The sequence below is a fragment of the Halocatena marina genome, from assembly GCF_023276375.1.
Classification (GTDB): domain Archaea; phylum Halobacteriota; class Halobacteria; order Halobacteriales; family Haloarculaceae; genus Halocatena; species Halocatena marina.
Genome location: NZ_JALLPK010000001.1, coordinates 1,627,494 through 1,653,112, shown reverse-complemented (window position 1 = coordinate 1,653,112; position 25,619 = coordinate 1,627,494). Strand labels below are relative to the sequence as shown.

The following is a 25,619-nucleotide window of genomic DNA, read 5'->3' as shown; positions in this document are numbered from 1 at the left end:
TTATCGGGGGCCGGTGGAGTGCTTCGTGCTGGGTCTCTGATTGAATTGATCGAACGCTACGCTACGCCGTCACCCACGTTCTCGGTAGTGATGGCGGTCGTTGTTCTACGAGAAGACGTGGACTGCGAATGACTACTGTTTTCCCGAGTGATGTCCTGTTCTCCGACAACTCGGAACACTGCTGCTCCTTCACTCTCGTGTTCTAATTGATATCTCTCGGAATCAACGAGTGTTTGGCGCATCGACGGTGGTTGGTGTTGTACAATCCCCAGCGCAGCGTACTGTTCAGTCGGGACATACACGTACTCGGGATTCACGTTGTGTCGATGCAATGTCTCTGTGAGACACTGTTCGGTGTGGCAGGTCGAAAGTTCCCAGTACTTCGTGAGTTGCGCTCGGTACTCCGCAGGAGTGGTCCACTCGACACCCCATCGGCCAACGAGCATCGTACGGTCGGTGAAGTACGGGAACCACTCTCCAGCATCACCGAGCACGACAAACTTGGCGTCGGGTGGCGTTTCATTTTGTACCCAATTCATTGTTGTCATGTCGTCGTCATCAATGAACGAAACCATCGACGGACCGCCACCGACCAACGAACCCGACGCGTAGACGCCGCCAACGAAGATCATGAAACCAACGACGACAACAACCGACCCTCGAATTCCCCATCGAGCGACCGATCGCCATTGCTGCCAGTCCGCGTCGGTTCCATCTCCGAGCTGATGAGTGAGAAGCGAGTGCAGCGCGACGGCAGCGAGCATGACACCAGGGACGAGTGGAAATCGGGGCTCATTCATCACCAAGACGGCAAGCGCGAACCACGCCGGAAGGACACCCTCTCTTCGCCAGAGTAAAACCGCGATCCCGACGAATATCAGGACATTCCACACCAATATTGCATTTCCTGCGTGGAAGGGTCCGGACAACCGAGCGATGATAAGCGGTAATTCGTTGATGAGTCCTTCGTGCGTGGCGGCAGCGCCAGTAATCGTTGCCATGCCGTAGTTGTTGAGGACGTGTGTCCACCACGGTGCCGCCAAGATGAATCCTCCAGCAGCGACCGACGCGCCCCTGACCAATCCCAACAGCGACCGATCGTACGCCACGTACAAGAGAAGATAGCTCGTGGCGAAAAACGACGTGTACGTCGGGTGTGAGAGGACCATCAGTCCAAACAGCACGACTGACGATGCAAGCCATTGACGCTGACCGGTCTTGAACAGACGGACGCCACTGTAGAGTCCGGTAAGCAACAGTAAGTACGCCGGTGCACGAACGATCCCTCCGGCTGAGAGGTGCCACGACAGCACATCAGGGGTCGCCGCGAGAATGACTGTCGCAAGGCCCGCTATCTGCACTGAACCGAGTATTTCTTTTGCCAATGCATAGAATGGAATGAGGTAGAGTGCGATGATACTCCCTGGAAGGACTCGTGTGAGAAGTAGCGGGTCGGCTCCAAGGTCGAGCAGTACAGCAACCACGAAGAACTGCAGTGGTGGATACGCGAACGGAACGCCTCCGAGTGTGTAGTGAGGTATAGTCGTTGGGAAATGATACCCAGTGGCTTGTATCTGGTCGGCCATTGCGAGAAATAGCCCTGCACCGTACGCTGGATACGGATGTGTGATGTAGTACACAGCAGAGATGATGAGAGAGACGATCATCGCAGATACAAGCCATACGCGACCATCGTTGAACACTGGGTGAAGTGATGATTGTCTATCTGCTTGCACAGCGACGACGGAAGCGAGCACTGGTAAAAAAGCCGGTGATAAGAGGATCTCATAAGAAACATTCAATTTTCATTTAGAATATTATATGCTTCCGAAGGCATCTGGTCTACACAGTGTACTCTCGAAAAATCAGAATTTAGAACATTATAGTATCACAATATTATTTGATATGGTCTATCAGATGACATCAGGAATATTCACCCATTGTCTGCTGATTCGAGCAGGTCTTCAGTTGTCCGCTTGAGAATTTCGAGCCCCGCAGCAGCATCACGCAGATCAACGCATTCGTCGACTGTGTGTGCCTGTTCGAGGTGCCCCGGCCCCCACGTAACGGCTTCCATCCCAGCGTCGTTCACGAAGTTTCGGACGTCGGTAGCGGCTTCAATACCCCACGGATCGGGCAGCGTTCCAGTCACTGCATCGACGTGTGACCGAAGCACCTGTGCAAGATGTGTATCCGTTGGAACAGACGCTGCGGCATACTCTTGCACTCGTCGCCACGACGCGCCGGCGCCGTGTTCTGTCTCGAGGCGATCGAGCAGCGTCACAATCTCTCTGTCCACATCATCGAGCGATTCCGCCGGAAGAACGCGCCGATCGAGTAGAAGAGTCGCCTCCTCGGGCAGCACCGCCATGTTCGAATCGGTACCGGCTTCCATCTGTGTGACCGTCGCGTAGGCATGGCCGACGAGAGGGTCTTTGTTTTTCCGGAGGTCAGCGTCGTACTCCGCTATGATATCGAGGAGCTGGCCGGCCGTCTCGATAGCGTTGCTCCCCTGATCGGGGCGGCTCGCGTGTGATTGCTCACCGTAGACCGTAAGCTCATAGCACGCAAGTCCCTTCGACCGCGTGGCTACCCGAAAGTCGGTCGGTTCCAGAACAATCCCGTAGTCACCATCATATCCTTCTTCAAGGAGTGTTTTTGTGCCGGGATCAGCCGTCTCCTCACCAATCGCGGCGTGCAGAACGACGGAACCGCTCCGGTGTCCGTCTTTGAGTGTCTCTCGCATCGACCGGAGCGCACACAGCCCCACTGCCAGCCCTGTTTTCATATCCGCTGCCCCCCGCCCATAGAGCATTCCGTCTTCGATGTGACCGTCGTATGGATTATTCGTCCAGCGATCGGGGTCGCCAGCGGGAACGACATCTACGTGACCGTTGTACACCACAGTTGGATCCCCCGAACCGACGCGGGCAGCGAGTTGTGGTCTGTCCTCGTACGGCTTCTCCACAATGTGATGGTCGATATTATTCGTCTCCAACCAATCAGTCACACATTCGACAACAGCGGCTTCGTTCCCCGGTGGGCTCTCTGATTCGATGCGGACAAGATCGCGTGCGAGCGTTTCGAGTTCCGCGTCTCTATCTACCACAGTCATCCGTGATGATTCTCAGTAGTAACAACTATACATTGCGGTCGGAGGGACTTGCAAAGCAACTCTTTCGCGTCTGCAGGGGCAAGCCTCGGGATTTTCCTCACAATTCGTGTAGCTCAGCCATGGTTCCCGTCGAACAACTACTGATCCTCATCACTGCTGGTGTGGCGAGTCTCTTTATGGCCTGGACGATCGGTGCTGGCTCGTCTGGATCGGCTCCTTTCGCCCCAGCTGTTGGCGCACGCGCCATTTCTGTGATGCGGGCTGGTTTTTTCGTCGGCATACTCGGACTCGCTGGTGCCGTCCTCCAAGGTGAAAACGTCGCGGATGCGGTCGGTACTGGTCTCGTTGGCGGCGTCTCGCTCACCGCGTTAGCAGCGACAGTCCTCTTGTTGCTTGCAGCCGGTCTCGTGGCGGTCGGTATCTTCACCGGTTACCCAATCGCAACGGCGTTTACTGTTACAGGCTCCGTGATTGGTGTTGGCCTCGCTCTCGGAGGGCATCCTGCGTGGGCTGCATACATCGAGATCGGCACACTGTGGGTTCTCATCCCATTTGTTGGCGGCGGCATCGCGTATCTCACAGGGCGGCTGCTCCGATGTGATAGCATTTCCGAACACCACAGTATACCTGTCCTTGGCGCCGTTGTTGGTCTTGTCCTCGCGAATATCCCGTTTAGCCTTCTCGGTTCCAATTCAGACAGTGCATCGATTGCAGGGGTCGTTACGGCGGGACTTGAGCTTCCTATGTCGCCACTCTTTGGACAATCGTTCGTCTCGCTGATTGTCGCTCTCCTGTTAGCAGTCATTCTCCGATGGGATCTCGATTCTGATATCGAAAGCGCCCAGCGACACTTTCTGTTGGTACTCGGTGGCCTCGTCGCGTTTTCAGCGGGTGGCAGCCAAGTGGGACTCGCAGTCGGACCACTGCTTGCAGCGTTCAATGACGCCTCACTCTCGATTACAGTGCCGTTGCTGGCACTGCTTGCGTTTGGCGGTATTGGCCTCTTAGTAGGCTCGTGGATGGGTTCCCCACGGCTGATTAAAGCAATCGCTCAGGACTACGCTTCGCTTGGTCCACGGCGATCGATTGCCGCACTGATCCCCTCATTTGCGATCGCACAGACGGCTGTGCTATTCGGGATTCCAGTGTCATTTAACGAGATTATTGTCAGTGCGGTCGTCGGCAGTGGCTTCGCAGCGAGTGGTTCTGGAATGAGCACTCGAAAGATGTTCTACACCGTACTTGCGTGGGTGGGTTCATTCGCGTTTGCAGTTGTCGTTGGATACGGTATCATGGAGGCTGTCGAAATCGTATTCTGATGAGCGACAGTGAGTGTGCTATGCACCTCGCTACGCGGCCGGTGCTATTCGTACCTCAACTCACACTTTACAATCAGAGAACACCGTTTGTCTACTGGCACGTGCCTGCGACGACTACTCGTCGGATGGGAGCTTTTATTGATCAAATGAAGGAAAGCGTCTTTGGATTCATCCAAGAAGGGGAGTGGGTTGCGATCGTCGAACACGGTGAACGAATCAGTGCGGCATTGAATTCTGTCGGTATTGACGGCGAATCATTCGAAGAGTGGAACGAGTGGCGGCCAAAAGCCCACGAGCGAATCAACGACGATATTATCGAAAAGACCGCCGAGCAAGCGAGTGTCTCAAGAGGTGATGGTGAGCGGGCAGGCGCCTTGCCTGATGAAGACGTTCGAACTGCTGGCAAGGAACTGTCGGACGCAACCAACAATATCATAGAGGGCGAGATCAACGAGGCAATTTCCGAAGGAAAAGACGCCGTTACGTATGCGGCCCGTGCTGTCGATTCAGCAGGGCGAAAAGCAATTCGTGCGGCTGAAGAACCTGTCTATAAGCACGTAATGACGCAAGTTTCCCCGTGTTATTTCGACAACGAACTGATTAGTGCGAACGTATCACGGATACAGGACAACGAGAAAAACTACGTCTTTGAGGTGAACATTGTCGACGACGAACTCAAAGAACAGATCAGCGAACAGCTCGCCGCATACGAGGAAGAGATTGATCGCTGGCGAATCGAGACTGAGAAAAACACCCGGACAGTTGCGGCCACTGAAGGTGTCGACATGTCTGAATGAGTTAGGTTCTCACTACTCACTCAACCATCAATTGCTCATCAGAGCTGCCTTTCAATACTCCACAGCAGAAAAAGCTAAATTACGATTGACTGTGCTCAGATCAATGTCTGAAATCATACAGCACTGGATTCATAGTTTTCGAACCGTTAACACATTACATGAGTAAAGAACAGGATCTCTCTAATCTCTTGGCTGACAATGACTCTCTTGGTATCGTCTGCCACAACAATCCCGACCCGGATTGTCTCGCTAGTGCATTGGCGCTTGAGCGAATAGCTGACGAAAACAGTGTAAAAACAATCGATATCTACTACAGTGGTCAGATCTCACACCGTCAAACTCGTACATTCGTTAATCTTCTCGATATCAATTTACATTTATTCGATTTAACAATGGCGTTGGATCACGATCTCACGGCATTCGTCGATCATTCGATCCCTGGCATCAACAACGAGATACCACCCGATACACAGATCGACATCGTGATTGATCATCATCCAGCCGACAAAATCGACGCGCGTTTCGTTCATCGGGAGGATTCTGGAGCGACAGCGACAATTCTGGTCGGGTATCTTCACGATCTCGAAATCGAACCAGAAGCAGACTTAGCAACGGCGTTGTTGTTTGCGATACGGCGTGAAACGCTTGAGTTCATTCGCGGCGCGACGATCCACGAATACGTCGCAGCTGAGTATCTGCATCCGTATGTTGACCTTGATCTTCTCGGACAGTTGCTGACACCACCGTACACACCCGCGACGATCGACGCGCTGAGCGATGCGATCGATAATCGAACAGTGCGGAGTTCATCACTCGTTTCACACGTCGGTACAACAACCGAGCGCAACGCCATTCCACAAGCCGCTGATTTCCTCATCAACCTCGAAGGCATCAACACTGCCGTGATCTTTGGGGTGATTGAAGACGAAATACAGTTGAGTGCTCGTTCGACCAGTCCAAGCGTTCACGTCGGCAAGCTCTTGCGTGGTACCTTCGAGGGATTGGGAAACGTCAGCGGACATCGTGATGCAGCAGACGGACGAGTTTCATTGGGACTATTTTCCGATGTTGGGGATCGTGATACTGTCGTCGATCTTGCCGCCCAACTCGTCACGTACCGCCTCTTTCACGCGATGGATCTGCCTGAATAAGTTACTAACAAAGTGTGTGGTAAGCTGTCGAACCAATTCTGATGGTGAATTTCTGACTGCGAAACTGGTCGTTGAGCCATATCTGATAAGCCATCTGAAGTGTGCTGACTCTGAATGTCACTCCATCTGGATTATCATCACTTTGAGAACGCTGTACCGGACTCTGACTAGCTTGCTCACAACGTGCTGAGACAGTTCAAGTAGTAATTACAAAAGAAATACCAAATAGAAAATGTTAATTATGTATGGTGTAAGCAGACAAATGACGATGGATGATCATGGGCTTACCCTCTCTGTGGGAGATACAGTAGAAATGGATGACCACCGATACGTCGTCGCCAATATCAGGTCCATCACGATCGGGAAACGAAATGATCTGATCGACATCTACGATCTTGAGACGATTAATCCAGGCGATACCGACCGTCGATGGCGACCAGTATCGACTGACTATCTCGCATACCGGCTCAAAACAGACGCAACGGTCATCAGCCAGCGGAGTCTCGGACAGCGACTCGTAGATCGCGTGTTGGGATAACGCTCTGAGAAGAGTACATCACGGCCGAGACACCGTGTTCGACACCTGTGTTGTGATTTAGGGTCAGATAGTAGGCTGCTCTCGCAGCGAATAGCAGACCCGACAGGGGTGCTTGTCGAAATTAGTTCAAATGTTGGTGTTGGATCTATTACCATTCGTCACAGAATTCCTGGGTGACGTACACGCTCCTGCCGTCGATATAGACACCAATTCCTTGACTGTCCCATTTATCGGTGAGAATATTCTTACGGTGGCCTTTGGAGTTCATCCACCCATCGACGACTCGTTCTGCGATGTCGTCAGCATCCAGGGCTATGACACCACTCAAGCGTGCGAGATTTTCGCCAATAGCGTGGCACTTGCTCGGATACAGATCACCGAACCGGTCGTCGGGTCTCTCCCCTTCGGGACTAACGTGACTGAAATACTCTCGTTCTCCCATGTCATAGCTGTACGTTCGCGAGATCGTAGCTATCTCGCCGCTGTGCTCTAACTTTGATAAGTTGTTCTCCGTCCGAATCACGTTGACCCGCTTGTGGACACGTACTTCGATCTCGTTGGAACTAATCGATGCCTGTCCGTTTTCGATGCGTGTCGTCCCTGGAGGCCCCTGAACGGGATCACCAACAGACGCTCTGTCTGCGGAATCAGATTGCTCTTGCAGATCTGCTCCGGAATCTCCATCGATCGGTATTTCCCATACAAACGACCAATCTGGGAGTGGTTCCGGGGTTTCAATCGTGCTATCGGCTGCTGGTCCGGCATCAATCACTCCCATTGACACTCCGATTGAGACCAGAAACGACAGTACTACTACACAGAGCACGATTCGGATAACGACACCGAAGAAACGACTGATTATCCGACCCATGAGCCTGCAGTGCTGCACCAATACGTATGACGTATTACTCGTCCGACCGCAGCGCCGATCGATTGAACAGTCACTCGCTTTACTTCAGCCCGAAACAGCATAAAACCCGCCCGAACTGTTCACAACAGTGTCTTACAGAGTGTCACTCTGTTTTGTTAGACAGTCGGGACACTCCCGTCACGGCGCCGGTAGAGCTGAGTACAGTGAGTATGCTGTGACCGTAAACAGCGACAGCGAGTCGAGAGAAACAGCGAGAAACACCGTCTATATATCTACCTTATCGCCAGAGTCACTTAAAGAACCATCATCTCAAGTGATGCTTGTGCGAGACGACTAGTCACCTCTCCTGAGTGATCCGGTTCATACGACGGCACACGAACGCTATTGGTCACGCTGTCCACGTACTGTGGTGTGGATACCGTTTATAATCGGGAACTAGAATTATTTATTAGCACCACTTAGATATTTATACAATGGTCGATGGGGACGACACACAAGCCGCATTGTTTCAACAATCACACGCGACTGTTGATTCTGATGATTTTGATTTGGATGGCGTATTCGAGGTGCTTTCTCATTTCCGGCGTCGCTCTGTATTGTATGCATTCACGATGGATGATCAGTGGACACTGTCTGCACTCGCAACCACGCTTGCTGCATGGGAACACGCTGTCGACGAAGAGGCTGTCGATGAGCACATGCACGAGCGCATGTACGTTTCGCTCTATCACGCCCACATCCCAAAACTTGAGAACACAGGAGCGGTCCACTTCGATGAAGAGAGTGAGACGCTCTCTCCCGGAACGCACGCTGACACGATGTGCGAGGTATTAGATGTGGTGAGTAACCACCTTAACCATCATGAGGAGGTTCAACGGGTGGATCGGAACGCTGAATCGACCTAATACGCTCCGTCTCGATAATTCAACTGTTCTCTTAAGAAGTGTGGATACGGACGATCCGCAGTGATTGGATGAGACACGTTCGGAAAGAGTGTATCGGTGCAATCGGTCGGAGCGTCGGACGCACACTGTCGTCGATTCGATGAAGTTCACGATTGTTCGACTCGTCTATTTTTACAATATATTGTTATATCCTCTGTTAATTACATATTTTAGCTTTGTAAAAGGCCATACGACAATCGATTCGCACGCACAGAACTAGCGTATTATACCAGCCTAGTTTTCGTTCGTCGTTTACCAGATCTCTTCTGTTAGGGACCAAATTACGTAATAGTGATATTATATAAATAACGAGCATTTTTTACGGACAACTGTCGAGGTCCCTAGCGAAGAACGATGTCTCCGAACAGTACCGACACGGAACCACACGTGGATCCAGATCCAATCTCGCGGACACTACAGCTCACACTGGGGTCCGATCAGTCGCTGAGTACTGAGATCGTCATGGGCGTTGCGCGCGCTAGCGAGGTCGATCCGACGCAACTCCATCAGGCACTGCACGAAGTCATCAACCCGAGTGCATTAGATGCCCTGTTTCAGCCGAAAGCAGACGGCACCAAACGACCACACGGCACGGTCTGTTTTTCCTTCCATGGGTATCATGTCTCTGCCAAGGCGGATGGGACGATCACGCTACTCTCTGAATTCGATCGCCTCAAACAACAGGGAGTGAATCTTCTCGTGTGCGGTACAGTCCCAGACGCTATTCGTGATGAGTTGAGCACACGCCTGCTCGGCGATGCCGGCCGTGATCGGACAGCTCTCTTTGCACTCTCGGATCGTCCGACGCAAACAGCCGTTCACCGCCTCTCGGATGCACAAATTCCACAGCAGCGAGCACACGTAATTTCGACTGGTGATTCAGCTCGCTCTGCTGCAGCACAGACTAATACGACGCAGACCGATCTGGAACTGTCGAGAGTGTCTGGCTCGCTTGAAGACGTTCAAGCGGCAATTCTCCAGACACTTTCTGATCTCGAACACCACAATGAGACGTTTGAGCCAGCAGATCTCCGATTCTGTTTCGATTCACTGCGGCCATTCGTCGACAGAGCCGATCCCGACCAGATCACGACTTCGCTGACTCAGATCTGCAATGCCATCAAACAGCGAGACGGAATGGGACAGTTCCAACTTCCGTACGCATTTGACTCCTCACAAGTACAGAATGTGCGCCAGAGCTTCGAGATCGTCGTTGAGATGCGCGTCAGTGAACACGGGCCAGAATACCGCTGGCATCTCCAAACGAGTAACTTTACGACACGGTGGATGCCGCTCTGAGAGCGTTTCGACGAGGATCTTCTTCGGTACCATGATCCACTCACCACACGTATCGTTTGGAGAGCTATTCGGCGGTGAGCATGCCACACATGCGGTTTAGTGCGACTTCTACCTCACCTGAACTCACCATCGTTGATCCCATTCAGCGGCGGCAGTTTCCACTCACGACAGCCGAGCCTATCGATCCAATCCCAACCGAAACAGACCAGTTCTCCGCCCCAACTGACAGAGCAGTTGAGATCACTACAGAATATCTCACGCTTCCCTACGTGGTTCCGGTGTACGTTCGTGATACGGATGGGAACCGTCTGCTCCATGCAGAAGAACACGCGTACGAGCAACTCCCGGAGCAAACATACATCATTGAACTGTTAGCCCCCATCAAGATCTTCCTCCGGGTACACAGCACAATCACAATCGCTTCGTGGGAAGCGCACATGAAACTGGAGTTCACCGATGCGACTCGAGTCTGTATCGGTGCTCGATCGTATCACGAAGCTCCAGCAGGGACGATCACCACGACGGAAACACCCGAAGATATGGCGGCGGCGATTTCGACATTCGGCTCGGCATTGAAAACGACGAGCTGTGAACGATCACTCCCTTCCCTACGAGGTCATCCGCCCGCAATCGAACTCGGGGATCGATTCTACGTGCCGGACAATATCACACGTCCGGAAACAGGCGTTCGAATCGAAATCCCGGACCGCGAAGCACTGATCTACGCAGTGAGCCCGCTTGCCTACTATCTCGGAGCCGAGGTCGTCATTGGAGAGTTGCCTCGTATCGTAACTGAGAATGGGGTTATTTACCGGTTCGATCATTCGCTTCGGGGGTTCCAGAACGATGTCGAACGTCTCCTCAAGCAGGTTCTGTTCTTCGACTGTATCATACGGACGGAGGGACGCTACAAGATCGATCTCCACGAACGGACCGTTGTCGAATCACGTCTCCCATTCGAGATTACTGACCTGTATGATGCACCGTTATCAGAGCAGATCGAGCAGTATCTCGCCGTTCCGTTCGAAGATATCGTGGATGTGGTTCCCCAGTGGCCCCTCACGACACACGTCACGCCCGATGCTTCGATTCTCGAACAGCTTCCGTATCTCGTGAACTACCTGTCGTTCGTTCGGCCGACCGTACCAGCGTCCAGCACGAACGATCAGGTCGGACTCCAGCAGGAGATGGATGCGTTCATGCGTGGTGAGACACAGCTCCGGTCGGCAGAGAGCTTTGCACTTACTGATCGCTATATCACTCTTCCCTCGACCCCCACCTTGGAACACGCTTGGCTCGGACCCCGGATACCACTCCAAGCGAACAAACTCATCCCCGTTGCATTCCAGAACAAGCTTCACCGGCGCCAGTCAACCGACGAGATCGATATTACTGTCGTCTGTAATGATTCGGCGATGCTAGATGAGTACACAGCAGGGACGGCCCTGTACGGCGATCGAGACGAGCTTCCGTTCGATATCACAGTTCACCAAGACTGCTCTGTCGCTGACCTTCACGATTTGCTACGAACCGAGACTGATTTCTTTCACTACATCGGTCATACGATACCTGATGGATTTATCTGCCGCGATGGTACGCTTGAGACGGCTTCGTTGACAACGGTCGGGATCGATACGTTTCTGTTGAACAGCTGTCGCTCATACGAGGTTGGGACGAAACTGATCGAAGCAGGCAGTGTCGGCGGGATCGTCACCCACAGTGATATTGGAAATGACGACGCAACCGGAATTGGTCAGGTGGTGGCACGGCTGCTGAACTGCGGGTTTTCTCTCCGATCTGCGCTTGCAATCACGCAATCCCACCGGCGAACCGGCCGCCAGTACATTGTCGTCGGTGATGGGAGTATCCAAATCACGCAGAGCGAAAGCGGCACCCCGTACGTCTGCTCAATCACTCCGTCGGCGGATGCCCAGACGTATTCTGTCCAGCTCACGACGTATCCAACGACAGAACCGGGAATCGGTTCGGTGTTCACTCCGTTTATCGACGGCATCGATCAGTATTTCCTAACGGGTGGGGAACTCCCGTCGTTTACAGTCTCGGCGGATATGTTGGATCGATTTCTCCGGTTGGAGCGGGTGCCAGTCGTGCTCGGAAGCGAACTGGTGTGGTCGACAGATGTCTCTGTTCCGCCGCTCTCTCATTCAAACTCTGACGATGATCGGTGACGGCTCATTTCAATAATCCCGAACGGCCAATTGCTGAACAACGATTTTCAGCGAGCTATTACCGCGATCTGATACCTCGCGTCGACTCGGTGTGCTTTGACTGTCGTTTCACTGAGACAGCGCAGGGCGTCGTGAGATTTGCTCCTCCAGTCCATCTGTGTATCTCTACAACTGATGTTGCGTCCGTTCTCATCAATTCTACGCGTGGTGATCAATCGCTGCTGGTCGTTGCCCTTTCACTTGAGCGAATGGAGCTGGGCCGTTTTACGATGGCAAGAGCGAGCTCTCGGCTATCGATTCGTTGTCTGAGGTAATCCGACAGGCTGCTGTAATCGCCGGTGTGTTCGTTTGTGAGCGCGTTGAACTCAAGCTAACGGAGTTCACTGAGACAGCGTCCTGTTTGTCTCTCAGACGGCCGCCTACGTCCACTCCGGTAAAATGCTCTGAGTCGCCAACAAGCTCTCTCGCGCTAAACTGACGGCTAAGATCCGTGTTCGTACTCCTCTCTAGCTCAGTAGTGCAGGCTGCCGAGAGCTGATTCACACACCATACGGTGTTTCAGAGCTGATTCTGTGGATAGGGATGCTCCGAAAAATCACATTGGAACTGAGAACGCAACGGTACCTTGCTCACTCCATCGGACTCTCCACAATCGTCCCAGTGACTATGCTCATTGAGTGCGTCACGACTCCTCCCAACGGAATCGAGCGATATCCATTCTCCCCACAGCCGACGACTGGCCAACGACCAGTAGATCTACAGTTGCTGGTAGTTCTGGATTCTCTTCGTTATTGCGCGAGAGAATGTCCGGGTAACAACAGATTACCCGATCGTTCCACCGCCAGCGGCTGCAGCGTTACCGACTTGCGTCAGTAGGAAGCACATAACGGCTGCGACGCCGATCATGCGTGGGTGCTCTGCTAGGTACTGTGTTAGCGTTGTGCTTTCTTCCATTGCAAATGGTTCGATGGAGCATAGTCTATTAATGCTATCTTAACGATGATTACTTTAGATATATCAATATTAACTTAATTCTACTGTAGGTAATGTATTCTTACTGGCTCGTTTGAATATGTAATTGGGCCAAAACAATAGTTGTAATATACGTAAATTTGAGTATATGGTAATATTCTCGTACATGCGGCGTCTATGAGTTTTTGGGAAATCAGAGCTGATTCGTGTTCGGAGTAATAGAACTAAGACACAGTGTTGAACACTTGTTGGTAATGAGGTTGTCGTGGATGTTTCTCAGAAGGCTGCGTGGTACTGTTCATTGCAGCGACACGCATATGCCTGCATTACTGACGCGTCAATGATGGATCTCGTCTTTGGTTGCGAACTGAGCAAAGCATTATCGAACGGTTCGCATGGTCATTCATTTCGGATGGCTCCGGCTGGATTGACCAATACTGTACTACTGCGTCGTCACAGTAGGACGTTCTTCATCTCCGGGAACTGTCTAACCGCACTGATCGCTGCGACTCAGGTTTGGTTCTTGCCTTCCTGATACGCTTTGAACCCCTGAACTAATTTATACACGATATAGATGAAGGCGAGCGGCATAAGTATCAATTGTGCGACGACAAAAAGCTCTGGCCCACCGGGAAGGTGTTGGAGGAGAACCATACGTCGTTTGAAACGACGTATGGCATATGCTTTTTGATGAACCACCTCAAGCAACGGTTTTCGCGTGCTCTCTCATCTCGATTGACTCTCTTCTCAGTCACTGCAGTGTCAAACGTGCGGACCACACCGACTGGCGGATGGGGGGCATTCCGAGACTGCCTCTATCATATCCTATCCGCTCTGACGACGTGATCTTCTGCCATCTGGATGCTGGGACACACGAGCACCATAGCGTTCGCCCCGTGGTTGGAGATACGGTCTTTCTTCCATGGCTTCTGCAATCGCTCGTTCGTCGTCTTCATGCGGTTGTGGGAGTGTGAGTCGACCGGCAGGATACAGCCGTGAAGCGGGATAATCGTGGGTCGTAATAGCAACCGATTGCTCGGTTTGATAGGTATGCAGTTCGCGTTTGAATCCTTCACCCTGATCACGAGCATTTTTTGCGTTCCATCGTCGCCAACCCGGAACGTCACAGTCAAGCCTCGATACTTTTGCAATCCGGTACACGGCATCGTCAGCAGGATACTCGGGGTTGAGACATGCGACGGTTGTCGGTCCCTCTTCGGTGACGACTCCAGCTTGTTTTGCATCAGGGACCCGACGATAGAGGACGACAGCAGCGGCTTCAATCGCGTCGGATCCCCAGAGCGGAAGTTCGTGTCGATCGACCACGAGATCACCTGCTTCAAACGTTTGTGCACGCGGCCACGGTGTGATCTCTTGTTCGAGCTGATCGCAGAGCACTTGGATATGTGATCGTGTGTGTGCCATTGGGGTTTTCTCCTTCAAGGTCGATCTCTTATAATGTTTGCGTCACTAATTAATTATTAAATAGAGTGTAGTCGACTATTACAATATGGCATATGTAAATTTGATCGAAGATATTATTCTCATAATAGATGCATGATTGTGTTGGTTGCCGGCCAATATTCGATTCCTCCCGATAAGTGGCCTCCATGAGCGGGATTTCATCCGTCACTAAATTCATAATTGATATTTCAGGTTATGGTATCTAATGAGTAACGAAAACTATACTACCTACGATACTATTATTAGTGGATAATAGGTGATTAAGGGTACTGGATGATGTATCTACGTCGAATCCTGATCAATTTGATTTCGATCTCAACCGGGGAGTGCAGTCGAGACAATCTGTTACTCGTCCTGAATATCAGTGAGGGCAGTTCGGGTTGCTATTGCTCGTAATTGAACGTCCGCGAACCGAAGTTCGACTGTTTGAAAACACGTTTCCGATGGAACGAGACCATCGAAACTGAATTTTCCTTCCAGAAGGAGTGGGTGGTCAAGAACGTGTTCTGTATTGTCGACCAGTAACGGTGCTAATCCATCCGTAACGACAACTCTCATTGTCTATACGATAGAAGTGTACTTGTGTCGCGTTCGTTCATCTCACGGATCGTATCTGTCTCGAATCCCCGCGAAGTCTGGCTCATTACGGTCGCGCACGCTGTCAACGAATTCTACAGTGTTGCACTCCCTCCAATCCTGCCGTTACTGGTGAACGACTTTTCGATTTCGTACGGCGAGGCTGGAGCGCTTCTCACCATCTTCTTTGCCACATATTCGATATTTCAGTTACCAGCAGGAATTCTGGCAGACCGGATTGGTCAACGGTGGCTTCTCGCTGCAGGGATGATCGTGCTAGCGGCGGGGATTCTCGTTGCCGCCGGGGCACAGAACTATTGGACACTCGTTGCCGCCGAGGCTCTCGCTGGCATCGGCGGAAGCACCTATCACCCAACGGGGATGTCGCTCATTAGTGATTTAGAGCGTGGTGACACCGAGGGGAAAGCGATGGGAATTCATGGACTCGGTGGCGTCGTGGGAACTGCCCTTGCGCCGGCGCTCGTAGGCGGTCTCGCAGCACTCTTCGACTGGCGGTTCGCTCTCACGGTGAGCGCAGCGGTGGGTGTGGTCTATGCAGTCATCTTTTTGATTGTTTTCCATGACGTAGAGCCAGACAACGCAGCCACAGCCAAACCTGACGGCGGCACTGACGGAAAAGATGAGGCACACAGCAGTGCTGAAAGCGGAACGTCGTGGTCCGATCACAGCATGTTCGGGTCGGTACCACTCGAACGCTGGGTTGCGGTATTATTTCTTGCTAACCTTACCATCGCTACAGAGATTGGTGCGGTTCGCACCTTTGTGACGTCCTACCTCGTTGAGCACGTGGGAACGACTGCCGCGGTCGCCAATGGGATATTCTTCGTCATGCTCGTCGGTGCGGGTGTCTCCTCGCTTGGGGGCGGCTCTCTCGCAGACACCATGGATCGACGAACGCTCGGTTTCGTGGCAATGGCTATCTCAACGGTCGTACTGGGCACGACAACTCTCGTTCCGTTAGTCCTCATTGCCCTCTTCGTGTGGTTTTTCATTCTCGGTGTCGTGCTGTGGGCAGCGCTGCCCGCTATGAATGCCATCACGTCACAGTACTCCGAGCAAGCGTTCAGTGGGAGCTTGTTTGGTGTGATGCTCACAGCGGGGTCGCTTGGTGGCGCGATAGGACCTTTGTTGTTCGGTGTTGCTGCTGAGCAGTTTGGCTTGGGTGCAGCGTTTCCGTTGGTAGCTGGTGTGAGTGCAATCGGTGCTCTTGCATTTCTTGCGATGTACCGAATTTGAAACGTCAACTGAAAATCCTCGGCTTTTTCGCCCTGTCTCACTCTTGATCTTCGTCGCCTCCGCTGTTGGGCGGTCAGAGAACAGTGTACAAACAGACCTTTCTTGCGTCGGCCGTTCGTATCACAACTGACTCAGTAACGATCGGAATGGTTCGGTAACAAACCGATCACCAGTAGTTAATATGTAACAGACGTGTCATCTGCTGTTGGTAAGAGCTGCTCCCGCAACTCAGTAGCCGGGAAAGCAGTCATTCACTGAACAGACAGTGATGCAACATTGGGTTTAATAACGTTGAACGGCCCTGTATAACATATGACACATGATTGTTCATTTCTCGACAATCTCGATCTGGATGGAGATATTTCGTGGAGTCAATCCGATCGAGAGAATCACGCCGGTGATTTCGGGACAAGCGAAACGGACGAAGTCGAACCAGACGCTGTCGTCTTCGCAGAGTCAACCACAGACGTCTCACGGGTCGTTGCGGCCGCCAACGATCGTGGAGTGCCAGTCACACCCTACGCCGCGGGAACAGGATTAGAAGCCAACGCGACACCGATTGAGGGTGGCATCAGTCTCGACACGACACAGATGGATTCAATCGTCGAGATCGGGCCTAACGATCTTCAGATAGAGGTAGAAGCTGGCGTTATTGGCGATGATGTCAACGAAGCTCTCGAACGCTACGGGCTATTTTTTCCACCGTTGCCCTCATCCGGTTCGATTTCGACAATTGGCGGAATGATCGCGACCGACGCATCCGGCCAACAGACCGTCAAGTATGGAGAAGTCGCCGATTGGGTGCTCGAACTGACGGTCGTGTTAGCCGATGGATCGGTGATAAACGTTGGAAGCAAAGCAGCCAAAACATCGAGCGGCTACAATATCAAGGAGTTGCTCATTGGTAGTGAGGGGACATTAGGTATCATCACACGAGCGACGCTACAGCTCGCTGGACGCCCCGAGCAGATCAAGGGTGGACGAGCAGTTTTTCCGACGCTGACCGATGCTACCGAAGCCATCTCCGATGCGATTACCGCCGGCGTCGATGTCGCTAAGATCGAACTCATTGACGATCAGACTGCTGTGTTGGCCAACGACTACTCGGATACTGAACTACCGGAGAAACCGATGATCTTCCTCGAATTTCATGCAGACCACGGAATCGACGAAGAGATTGATTTCTGTCGGAGTATCTTCAACGCCCACGAGATGGAACATCTAACGATAGCCTCTGGTGCGGAGATGGAACGCCTCTGGCAGGCGCGCAAGGATATTACCTACGCCGCCGAGTCGTTCGATCCTGATCTCGGCCTCGGTCCCCCGGGTGACGTGACCGTCCCCATCGGGCGATATCCTGAGATGATCGCTGCGGTCAAGACCGTTGCCGAAGAGTACGATCTTTTCGTCCCCTGCTTTGGCCACGCAGGCGACGGAAATCTCCACTACCTCGTGCTGGCGGACTACGACGATACAGAGGAGGCAGCCCGTGCTCTGGAAGCCTACGCCGAACTCATCAAACGTGCCCTCGACCTCGATGGGACCATCACTGGTGAACACGGAATCGGCGTCGGCAAGCGGAAATTCATGGAACTCGAACACGGCGAGACGGCGGTTGAACTCATGCGTGCCATCAAACAAACGATCGATCCGAAAGGAATCCTGAATCCGGGGAAGATCGTCCCGCTCACGAGTGGATCTGATGACGAAACAGATGCGAAATTAATCTGATGACAAAGGGACAACCGCAGACGATAGACGGAGCGATTGAGGTTCAGAGGCACTTTCTACCACGTTTCTCTCATATGACTGATATTGAATAATAGCGAGACGTTATCGTAGACAGAGGGTTACTCGGCGACTTGTTCGGGAATCGCGTCGAGCTGTTCGAGCATTCCCAATGCATCGAAATCACCCCACAGCTCGGTGATCTCTCCGTCTTCGAGGCGCATTTCAATCATTCCGGTAACCTCAACTTCGTTTCCAGTTGGCTCGACCCCCATAATCTCGCCCTTCTGTGTGCCGTGTAATTTCCACCGATACATCACCGTGTCATCCTGTGCAATGATGCTCTCGATGTTTTCGTGGTAGTCGGGGAACGCATCTCTGTTCATCTCGATGAATTCTTTATATTCATCTCGTCCACGAATGTCTTCGGCGGCAGGGTCGTGCCGAACAAAATCTGCGGCAATGTACTCGTCGGCAGCACCGAGATCTCCGTTATTGAACGCTTGCTCTACGAATTTTCGAACAATCTCTGTGTTCTCTGATGTCTGTGACATATTTTCCACCCCAAGTACAAATGTATGCCATACATCACTATAAACACAGGTTTATCTATGACTATATTTTGTTATGTTTGTTGGACAATTCAAAACTAGAAAGTTGATAAATGTATCTGTGATTGTGAAAGAGTACGAACGTTTCGTTCAGTTGTGCTCTTCAGTTGATCAGATGAATAGGGCGAGAGGTGTTCGTGACCGACTCGTCCAGGACCGACTTCAGTGATATGTCACCGCTTTCTGTGTGGTGGAGACGTGCCAACGTCTGAGGGGAGGGAGCCGGAATCAGAGTCCCACTGCGCCTCAATCGTGGGGAAGCGTCGATAGCTGCCAGTCGCTGTAGTGCCAGCGACCCACCGGCAGGAGCGACAAGCGTAGATGCCGTGTCCCGTCGGGCAGGTATCATTACACTGTGGACACGTTCGGAGCAGAACCGGCTCGTGAGAAGCGAAGGTTGCTACTCGCGGTGGAAGTTCCCCGTTCCGTAAGGTCTCGATCACTGTCAAGATGTGGTGTGTACGATCACCATTCGTGTGCGGATAGACCGCGGCCAACTCGCCCGCAACGTAAAACGCCAGACACACTACCGGTGGACGCAAGACAGTCCGCTGCTCGTCAACAATCGTCGATCGAAGGGTCATCTCGTCAAATGATAGGTAAAGACGAACATCTTCTCGTGTGGCCCACGCACGAAATCGCTGAATCGCTTCGCGCGGTTCGCTAGTCGGGCCATCATCTGAAAGCTGGATAGTGGGTGGCCATTCACGGAACAACAGCGCATCGATCGTCCCTGTTGTGGCACACTGTCGGAGCGTCGTGAGACAGCTGTCGACCGGCTCTGCGAGGTACATCGTGCGGGCATAACAGACGACGGTGAGGTCTGTCCGATCGGGCATGCGTACATCACTTCACGGTAGAATACTAGAAGCTGCTAACGCACACTGTATAGATCTTGTTACTATATCTATACGTTCCAATGAATAATAACATCAGCGATGAATCAGACGAATACAATTCGCTTTATTGCCTTCCTGAATAGAAGAGACGATTGTCTAGCTTCGATCCGAGATCGAGCCCAAGGCAACGCCACTAGCAATACCGACTGCGCTCCACAGAGCGAGATCACCCGTTGCTACCCCAACGGCGGCCCCTGTTCCGACGCCAATCGCTGTCCATACACCCATGTTGCCGCCTCGAATTGTTTCTGTTACCGTCGCAGCCATACTGATACCAACAATTGGTATCGATATAACTGTTATCTATTTGCCACGCATATGAAAATCCAGAATAAAATCAATTAGAAATATAATATTTACATTCGTCCAGCCACCGGCGTGATTTCTGTCATTTCCTGTCTGCGGGTTGGCGTTACATTGTCAAGCTGGATTACTGTACAATCGATCGGCTATATCGGCATTTCATATTGACCTCAATACTACTACTTGCGTATCCATATTCATTCTCCATATTAATGTTGATATAACTAAAAATCATAAAGTTTAATAATTCAGTAAATGAGTAATGCATTGGCCATCTACAATTATTGGTATTAGATAATGTATCAATGATATACGGGTGGAATATGAACTGAAATAATGACACACAAACAAAGAAGACGACTTCTGGCGGTTGTTTTCGCGTTTGTTGTTACGCTTTCCATAGTTGTGCCCTTCACTGGGTCAGTGGTAGCGCAACAGCAGGTGGGAGACAGTAGTATCGACACGAGCATCGGTGTTGCACAACAGCACTCCGATTTCGGATTAGATGAGTTACAGTCCGAGCGAAGCGACAGCCTCGGCCAGTCCCCAACTCAGGTTCAATCGGAGGCAACGATCGATCCAGCCCTGAAAGAAACGAAAGGGAAAACGCGTGCACTCCTCGTTCTCGATCAGGCATCTATTGATCAGAAAGCAGGCCGTGACGAAATAATTAAAACGCTCAAATCGCACGCTTCGTCAACACAGCCGTCTGTAACGACGGCTGCGGACGATTTACAGAGCGTCACGGTCACGAACAGGTTCTGGATCGCAAACATCGTCTCAGTTGTTATCGATACCGATCAGACCGACGTTCGGTCGCTCGCTGCGATTGACGGTGTCAAGGCAGTCGTCAAGAGTCGCACCCTGTCGACCCCAACATCAAGCAAGACAAACGACAGCGTGCAGTCGATGGACGCACAATCCGCCGAAACTAACACTACCTACGGTCTGGACCAGATCAACGCGACCGAGGTTTGGAGCGAGTTCGACACGCGCGGCGAAGACACCAAAGTCGCAGTGCTCGACACCGGCGTCGACATCGATCATCCAGATCTCGATCTCTACACCGAAAACGCGTCTGATCCGACCTATCCCGGTGGGTGGGCCGAAATTGATGAGAATGGGGAACCAATCCCTGACTCCGAGCCACGCGATAGCGCCTATCACGGCACGCACGTCAGCGGCACTATCGCTGGCGGCGATGCAAGTGGTACCGCAATCGGCGTCGCACCTGACGTTCAGTTGATGCACGGAATGGTTATCCCCGGGGGGAGCGGGACCTCTGAACAAGTCATCGGTGGTGTCCAGTGGGCAGTTGGCGAGGGGGCCGATGTGGCGAGTCTCAGCCTCGGTGCGGGCTGTGGTCTCTTTGGACCCGTCTACTCGCAGGCGTGGATTCCTGTGGTCGAGAACACCAAGGCATCCGGGACGAGCTTTGTCGCTGCGGCCGGGAACTCAGGCGAGGGCTGTGTGGGATCACCCGGTAACGACTTTAGAACCTTCAGCATCGGGGCTTCGAATGCGAACGGTGAGATTGCAGAATTCTCCAGCGGTGGAGTCATCGATACGAGCAACTGGGATAATCCTCCAGCAGCGTGGCCCGATACGTTCGTTAAACCGAACGTCTCTGCGCCTGGCGTCGACGTCCTGAGTGCTGAACCTGGTGGGAGCTATCAGACACTTTCGGGCACCTCCATGGCCACCCCACACGTCGCAGGCGCAGTCGCGTTGGTTCATTCGGCGAACCCGGATCTCACCGTCTCTGAGATCCAGCAGGCACTCAACAAGACAGCGTGGAAGCCCGATGATTGGGAGGAACCTACAGAGCAAAAGGATACCCGCTACGGAATGGGTATCATCGACGTGTACAACGCGACAGAGCAGGTCGCTACTGTTGCACCGCAGTTCGAACTCGGCGACGTCAACGAGAACGATGCGGTCAACGTCGAAGATGTCCAACTGATGCAGCAGTACCTCTACGGCGAAGTCCCCGAGTCGTTCAACGAGAATCTCGCGGACATGAACCGGGACGGTGCAGTCACCACCGAGGATCTGAACCTGCTCCAGCGGAAGGTTCAGGACACGCTTTCTGAGGGCAAAATCGTGGTGTCGAACCTCTCTGTGCCCGACGAGGTCAGTAATGATGAGATGATCAACGTCACTGTCGATCTCGAAAATCCCGGCGATGCGGGTGCGATCCAAGAGATATCGCTCCACGCTGCCGAAAACGAAAGTGATCTCGGAGACAGCGTACCGGTCGCGAACGAAACGGTTGACATGGCACCCGCAGGGATCGACAATCCAGTTGACCGACCACACGAAACCACAGTCACGTTCGAAATCGACACCTCGGAGATCGGCGCAGGCGAGTACCATCTCGGGGTGTTCAGCGAAGACGATTCTGCAACTGACGAACTCACCGTTCTCGGTGCGAACTTCGAAGTCTCTAACCTGCATGCAGCCACCGAGATCGAGCAGGGCGAGGCGTTCGACGCAAACGCGACAATTACAAACACGGGTAACAGCGTGGGTACCCAAACCGTCGAGTACCGCTTCGATGGAGGAGTTGAGCAAACAACGAACGTAACGCTTGCTCCCGGTGAGAGCACCACTGTCGTGTTTGAGGATATCGAGACGGACGGAGTAAGCGCAGGCACCTACGAACACAGCGTCGGTACCGACGATGATTCGATGTCGGCCACCATCACGGTGCTCGAAGCGTTCTTTGATGTCGAGATCACCGATGCTCCCTCTGAGGCTTCGGTCGGTGAGACGATCAACGTCTCTGCTTCAGTCGAGAACACTGGTAATGCGACCGGCGAACAGACAGTGACGTACGATCTGATGCAAGACAATACCGAGGTTGCTGTCGTCGACTCTGAGGAAGGATTTGGTGACCAAGTCGTTTCAACACTCCGTGAGGAACTCTCTGACCGATACAACGTCACGCTGGTCGAAGACCAAAACGCGATGGAGGCGGTCAACGAATACGACACGTTCGTGATACAGGACCTCAATCCGTCTGAACTTGACGTTCAGGCGTTCGTCGAGGCGACCAACGGTCAACAGACCGGTGTCGTCTGGCTCGATGGCTGGGGATCTGGGAGTGACGCCATTCCTGAATTGGCTGATGCGACCGGCAATCCGGCCAGCACTAATGACGCTGATGACGGTGCTTCCCCCGTCTACTACACCGTCACGCAGGACCACCCGATCTTCGACGGAGTTGCTGAATCGGGCGAGACGGTAGACATTCACACCGCGAGCTACGCCGATCGCAGTTGGTTCAGCAGCTACGGTGGTCAGGCCATCGCCACCGTCGGTGCTCAGAATACGGGCCAAGGCGGTCCGGCCCTCGGCGTCGATGCTGCTAATTCGACGGTCCTTGCATCCTCGCTCGGTCGAGAGCCCTTTGTCGAAAACCCAGATATGACCGATGCGGCGAACAAAATTCTTGCAAACAGCGTAACGCACGTCAGTGGCTCGGCTGGTACGACCGATGTGACTCAGCAGAACACTTCGGAGAACGTCACGCTTGCTCCGGGAGACACTGAATCCGTCGAGTTCACGCACACAGTCGGTGATGATCTGGATATTTCGGCTGACTGGCTCCATACCGTCAGTTCCGAGGACGACACTGCCACTACACCGGTGACCATCGATGTCGACCGTGGCACCGTCAACGGCACTGTCACCGACGCAGTCACAGACACCCCCATCGAAGGCGCGACGATTGATATCGAAGGTGACGGCAACTTCACCGCTGTGACTGGCGCAAACGGAACGTACCGAATCGTGGACGTACCTGCCGTCACACACAACGTCACGGTGTCAGCCGATGGGTACAGTACTGTAACCGACTCAGTCGACGTACCGACGAACGACACCGCAACTGTCGGCTTCGAACTCACGCCGATGAACGGATCGATGAGCGGTACGGTCACTGCTAGCGACACCGGCGATCCGGTTGCGAACGTTACTGTTGCCGCTGAGGACAACGACGGAACCGTCTACGAGACGAAAACCGACGAGAACGGTACGTATACGCTTTCGGTGCCAAGCGGTAATTACGTCGTGAACGTCCTCGACACGCCATCGGACTACCAACCCGAGCAGGTTGTCACGGTCGCCCCCGGTGAGGAAATCACGGGCGTTGACTTCGAAATCACTCCGCGCGACGGTACCATCACGGGCACTGTGACAAACGCTGCGGGCGTCCCTCTCGCGGGTGCGAACGTTGTCGACGCCGATCAGGGCGCGTTCAATGTGACAACCAACGAGAGCGGACACTACGAGATAGAGGGTCTCGACCGTGGTACGTACGCGCTTCGAGCGAAAGCGGACGGCTACGACGCATCGGATATCACCTTCGTGGAAGTCGATGCGAACGAGACGAGCACGCAGAACCTCACTCTTGGAACGTTCTTCGAAGTATCGAACCTGAGTGCGCCCGACACCGCAGTACAGGGCGATACGGTCAACGTGAGCGCGACGATCACGAACATCGGCGAACAGCAAGACACTCGTACAGTCTTCTACTTCCCACCGGGCACTGATTTCGGTGGGAATATGATCGATGCCACATCTGATCTGTTCAAAGAGGTAACACTCGACGGCGGAGAGAGCACGACCGTAACGTTCTCCTATCAAATTTCGGAAGAGAGAGAACCAGGAGCGTACGAACACGGTATCTCTGCCGACGAGATCAAATCGACGTTCATCACGATTGCGGCTGCGGAAGATCCTGATGAGGCAAACTACTCGGTGTCTAACCTCTCTGCACCGACTGAAGCCGCTCCCGGAGAGGAGATAGCGGTCAACGCGACGATTGCGAACACTGGAAACGCAACCGGTACGCAAGATATCGCGTATGTGTTCAACAATACGACTGAGAACACGACCGAGATGACCCTCGGTCCTGACGAGAACGCAACGGTCGAGTTCACGTACATAGTGCCGGACGACGAGCGCACCTACGAGCACGGCATCGTAAGCGACGATGACCAGCAACTGACGAACACCACCGTCCAGAGCGGCGAACCAGAACCGGCGTACTTTGCCGTGTCGAACTTGACTAGTCCTTCTGTGGCCAGTCCTGGCGAGGAGATCACTGTTGAGGCAACCATTACCAACACCGGTGATGAACAGGGGACCCAGTCCATCTACTACTTCTTCATGGAAGCGTCGACGGTCAGTGAGTACGATCTCGAAACGTTCGGCACACAGGAGATGCTGGGTAACTTCCAACCGAGTGCCGTACCACAGCAGGTCACACTCGCTGGCGGCGAGAGCACGACAGTCGAGTTCACGTATCAGATCGCAGCGGATGCAGCGCCGGGGGATTACGAATCCGCCGTCTCTACTCTGCAAGAAGTCGTAACCCAGCCAGTGACAGTTACCATCGCAAACAGCAGTCAACAGGCGTCTATTCCACCGGCACCGGTGTTTGAGAACACCATATCGCCACCTGCGTTCCACAACGGAGCGCCCCCGGCGCCTGTCTTCGCGGGCGAACGTAGTGACTCAAGTGATGGCAGCAATCACCGACTCCCACTATCACCGAGTGAGCGGGCCCGACTCATCTGA

Annotated in this window: 20 protein-coding genes; 10 read left to right on the top strand and 10 right to left on the bottom strand. The window is 53.0% G+C overall.

The genetic code is table 11. The features are described from left to right. Nucleotides 1–56: 56 nt before the first annotated feature. Both MW898_RS07515 and MW898_RS07510 read right to left on the bottom strand, forming a co-directional pair. Nucleotides 57–1,736: a putative glycosyltransferase family protein gene (locus MW898_RS07515; protein ID WP_248905900.1), complete on the bottom strand. Its 1,680-nt coding sequence runs from the start codon at nucleotides 1,734–1,736 to the stop codon at nucleotides 57–59. Between the two features lie 197 nt (nucleotides 1,737–1,933). Then, nucleotides 1,934–3,115: a M20 family metallopeptidase gene (locus tag MW898_RS07510; protein WP_248905898.1), complete on the bottom strand. Its 1,182-nt coding sequence runs from the start codon at nucleotides 3,113–3,115 to the stop codon at nucleotides 1,934–1,936. 119 nt (nucleotides 3,116–3,234) lie between these two features. On the opposite strand from MW898_RS07510, the gene MW898_RS07505 reads away from it, so the two are divergent. From MW898_RS07505 to MW898_RS07490, 4 genes are all read left to right on the top strand, one after another. Further along, nucleotides 3,235–4,434, top strand: a complete 1,200-nt coding sequence (locus MW898_RS07505) for an inorganic phosphate transporter (protein WP_248905896.1) — start codon at nucleotides 3,235–3,237, stop codon at nucleotides 4,432–4,434. A 146-nt stretch (nucleotides 4,435–4,580) separates the two neighbouring features. Continuing rightward, on the top strand, nucleotides 4,581–5,231 hold the full coding sequence (locus MW898_RS07500; protein ID WP_248909725.1) for a DUF5828 family protein: 651 nt from the start codon (nucleotides 4,581–4,583) through the stop codon (nucleotides 5,229–5,231). Between the two features lie 158 nt (nucleotides 5,232–5,389). Next, a complete protein-coding gene (locus MW898_RS07495) occupies nucleotides 5,390–6,382 on the top strand; it encodes a DHH family phosphoesterase (protein WP_248905894.1) in 993 nt (330 codons plus the stop codon). Between the two features lie 262 nt (nucleotides 6,383–6,644). Next, nucleotides 6,645–6,920 (top strand): hypothetical protein, encoded by a 276-nt coding sequence (locus MW898_RS07490; protein WP_248905892.1) that lies wholly within the window; start codon nucleotides 6,645–6,647, stop codon nucleotides 6,918–6,920. Nucleotides 6,921–7,068: 148 nt separating this feature from the next. On the opposite strand, the gene MW898_RS07485 is transcribed toward MW898_RS07490, so the two are convergent. Then, complete coding sequence (locus MW898_RS07485; protein WP_248905891.1) at nucleotides 7,069–7,698, bottom strand: CAP domain-containing protein; 630 nt, start codon at nucleotides 7,696–7,698, stop codon at nucleotides 7,069–7,071. A gap of 566 nt (nucleotides 7,699–8,264) precedes the next feature. On the opposite strand from MW898_RS07485, the gene MW898_RS07480 reads away from it, so the two are divergent. From MW898_RS07480 to MW898_RS07470, 3 genes are all read left to right on the top strand, one after another. Continuing rightward, nucleotides 8,265–8,696 (top strand): DUF7344 domain-containing protein, encoded by a 432-nt coding sequence (locus MW898_RS07480; RefSeq protein ID WP_248905889.1) that lies wholly within the window; start codon nucleotides 8,265–8,267, stop codon nucleotides 8,694–8,696. Between the two features lie 393 nt (nucleotides 8,697–9,089). Further along, nucleotides 9,090–10,034 (top strand): DUF7504 family protein, encoded by a 945-nt coding sequence (locus tag MW898_RS07475; RefSeq protein ID WP_248905887.1) that lies wholly within the window; start codon nucleotides 9,090–9,092, stop codon nucleotides 10,032–10,034. A gap of 80 nt (nucleotides 10,035–10,114) precedes the next feature. Beyond that, nucleotides 10,115–12,223, top strand: coding sequence for a hypothetical protein (locus tag MW898_RS07470; RefSeq protein ID WP_248909724.1), 2,109 nt, complete (start codon nucleotides 10,115–10,117; stop codon nucleotides 12,221–12,223). 822 nt (nucleotides 12,224–13,045) lie between these two features. On the opposite strand, the gene MW898_RS25580 is transcribed toward MW898_RS07470, so the two are convergent. From MW898_RS25580 to MW898_RS07455, 4 genes are all read right to left on the bottom strand, one after another. Beyond that, entirely contained in the window at nucleotides 13,046–13,177 is a 132-nt protein-coding gene (locus tag MW898_RS25580) for a DUF7503 family protein (protein ID WP_264383133.1), read from the bottom strand. Nucleotides 13,178–13,705: 528 nt separating this feature from the next. Beyond that, nucleotides 13,706–13,849 carry a hypothetical protein gene (locus MW898_RS07465; protein ID WP_248905886.1) on the bottom strand — a complete coding sequence of 48 codons (144 nt, stop codon included), beginning with the start codon at nucleotides 13,847–13,849 and terminating at the stop codon, nucleotides 13,706–13,708. 171 nt (nucleotides 13,850–14,020) lie between these two features. Beyond that, entirely contained in the window at nucleotides 14,021–14,620 is a 600-nt protein-coding gene (locus MW898_RS07460; protein WP_248905883.1) for a hypothetical protein, read from the bottom strand. A gap of 384 nt (nucleotides 14,621–15,004) precedes the next feature. After that, nucleotides 15,005–15,217: a hypothetical protein gene (locus tag MW898_RS07455; RefSeq protein ID WP_248905881.1), complete on the bottom strand. Its 213-nt coding sequence runs from the start codon at nucleotides 15,215–15,217 to the stop codon at nucleotides 15,005–15,007. A gap of 24 nt (nucleotides 15,218–15,241) precedes the next feature. Between MW898_RS07455 and MW898_RS07450 the strand changes: the two genes are divergently transcribed. Continuing rightward, nucleotides 15,242–16,492, top strand: a complete 1,251-nt coding sequence (locus tag MW898_RS07450; protein WP_248905880.1) for an MFS transporter — start codon at nucleotides 15,242–15,244, stop codon at nucleotides 16,490–16,492. Between the two features lie 312 nt (nucleotides 16,493–16,804). Next, nucleotides 16,805–18,223 (top strand): FAD-binding oxidoreductase, encoded by a 1,419-nt coding sequence (locus tag MW898_RS07445; RefSeq protein WP_248905878.1) that lies wholly within the window; start codon nucleotides 16,805–16,807, stop codon nucleotides 18,221–18,223. Between the two features lie 119 nt (nucleotides 18,224–18,342). On the opposite strand, the gene MW898_RS07440 is transcribed toward MW898_RS07445, so the two are convergent. From MW898_RS07440 to MW898_RS07430, 3 genes are all read right to left on the bottom strand, one after another. Beyond that, nucleotides 18,343–18,774 carry an ester cyclase gene (locus MW898_RS07440; RefSeq protein WP_248905877.1) on the bottom strand — a complete coding sequence of 144 codons (432 nt, stop codon included), beginning with the start codon at nucleotides 18,772–18,774 and terminating at the stop codon, nucleotides 18,343–18,345. A 230-nt stretch (nucleotides 18,775–19,004) separates the two neighbouring features. After that, nucleotides 19,005–19,670, bottom strand: coding sequence for an HTH domain-containing protein (locus MW898_RS07435; RefSeq protein ID WP_248905876.1), 666 nt, complete (start codon nucleotides 19,668–19,670; stop codon nucleotides 19,005–19,007). A 156-nt stretch (nucleotides 19,671–19,826) separates the two neighbouring features. Further along, nucleotides 19,827–19,997 carry a glycine zipper domain-containing protein gene (locus MW898_RS07430; RefSeq protein WP_248905875.1) on the bottom strand — a complete coding sequence of 57 codons (171 nt, stop codon included), beginning with the start codon at nucleotides 19,995–19,997 and terminating at the stop codon, nucleotides 19,827–19,829. 459 nt (nucleotides 19,998–20,456) lie between these two features. Here MW898_RS07430 and MW898_RS07425 point away from each other — a divergent pair, with 459 nt between their 5' ends. After that, complete coding sequence (locus tag MW898_RS07425; protein ID WP_248905874.1) at nucleotides 20,457–25,619, top strand: S8 family serine peptidase; 5,163 nt, start codon at nucleotides 20,457–20,459, stop codon at nucleotides 25,617–25,619.

What these genes read in the sequence shown, in the direction of transcription:
- MW898_RS07480 (WP_248905889.1), top strand. Translation starts at nt 8,265, where the DNA reads ATGGTCGATGGGGACGACACACAAGCCGCATTGTTTCAACAATCACAC.
- MW898_RS07490 (WP_248905892.1), top strand. Translation starts at nt 6,645, where the DNA reads ATGACGATGGATGATCATGGGCTTACCCTCTCTGTGGGAGATACAGTA.
- MW898_RS07440 (WP_248905877.1), bottom strand. Translation starts at nt 18,774, where the DNA reads ATGTCACAGACATCAGAGAACACAGAGATTGTTCGAAAATTCGTAGAG.
- MW898_RS07455 (WP_248905881.1), bottom strand. Translation starts at nt 15,217, where the DNA reads ATGAGAGTTGTCGTTACGGATGGATTAGCACCGTTACTGGTCGACAAT.
- MW898_RS07445 (WP_248905878.1), top strand. Translation starts at nt 16,805, where the DNA reads ATGACACATGATTGTTCATTTCTCGACAATCTCGATCTGGATGGAGAT.
- MW898_RS07460 (WP_248905883.1), bottom strand. Translation starts at nt 14,620, where the DNA reads ATGGCACACACACGATCACATATCCAAGTGCTCTGCGATCAGCTCGAA.
- MW898_RS07495 (WP_248905894.1), top strand. Translation starts at nt 5,390, where the DNA reads ATGAGTAAAGAACAGGATCTCTCTAATCTCTTGGCTGACAATGACTCT.
- MW898_RS07475 (WP_248905887.1), top strand. Translation starts at nt 9,090, where the DNA reads ATGTCTCCGAACAGTACCGACACGGAACCACACGTGGATCCAGATCCA.
- MW898_RS07465 (WP_248905886.1), bottom strand. Translation starts at nt 13,849, where the DNA reads ATGGTTCTCCTCCAACACCTTCCCGGTGGGCCAGAGCTTTTTGTCGTC.
- MW898_RS07510 (WP_248905898.1), bottom strand. Translation starts at nt 3,115, where the DNA reads ATGACTGTGGTAGATAGAGACGCGGAACTCGAAACGCTCGCACGCGAT.
- MW898_RS07435 (WP_248905876.1), bottom strand. Translation starts at nt 19,670, where the DNA reads ATGCCCGATCGGACAGACCTCACCGTCGTCTGTTATGCCCGCACGATG.
- MW898_RS07500 (WP_248909725.1), top strand. Translation starts at nt 4,581, where the DNA reads ATGAAGGAAAGCGTCTTTGGATTCATCCAAGAAGGGGAGTGGGTTGCG.
- MW898_RS07505 (WP_248905896.1), top strand. Translation starts at nt 3,235, where the DNA reads ATGGTTCCCGTCGAACAACTACTGATCCTCATCACTGCTGGTGTGGCG.
- MW898_RS07470 (WP_248909724.1), top strand. Translation starts at nt 10,115, where the DNA reads ATGCCACACATGCGGTTTAGTGCGACTTCTACCTCACCTGAACTCACC.
- MW898_RS07485 (WP_248905891.1), bottom strand. Translation starts at nt 7,698, where the DNA reads ATGGGAGTGATTGATGCCGGACCAGCAGCCGATAGCACGATTGAAACC.
- MW898_RS25580 (WP_264383133.1), bottom strand. Translation starts at nt 13,177, where the DNA reads ATGGAAGAAAGCACAACGCTAACACAGTACCTAGCAGAGCACCCACGC.
- MW898_RS07430 (WP_248905875.1), bottom strand. Translation starts at nt 19,997, where the DNA reads ATGGCTGCGACGGTAACAGAAACAATTCGAGGCGGCAACATGGGTGTA.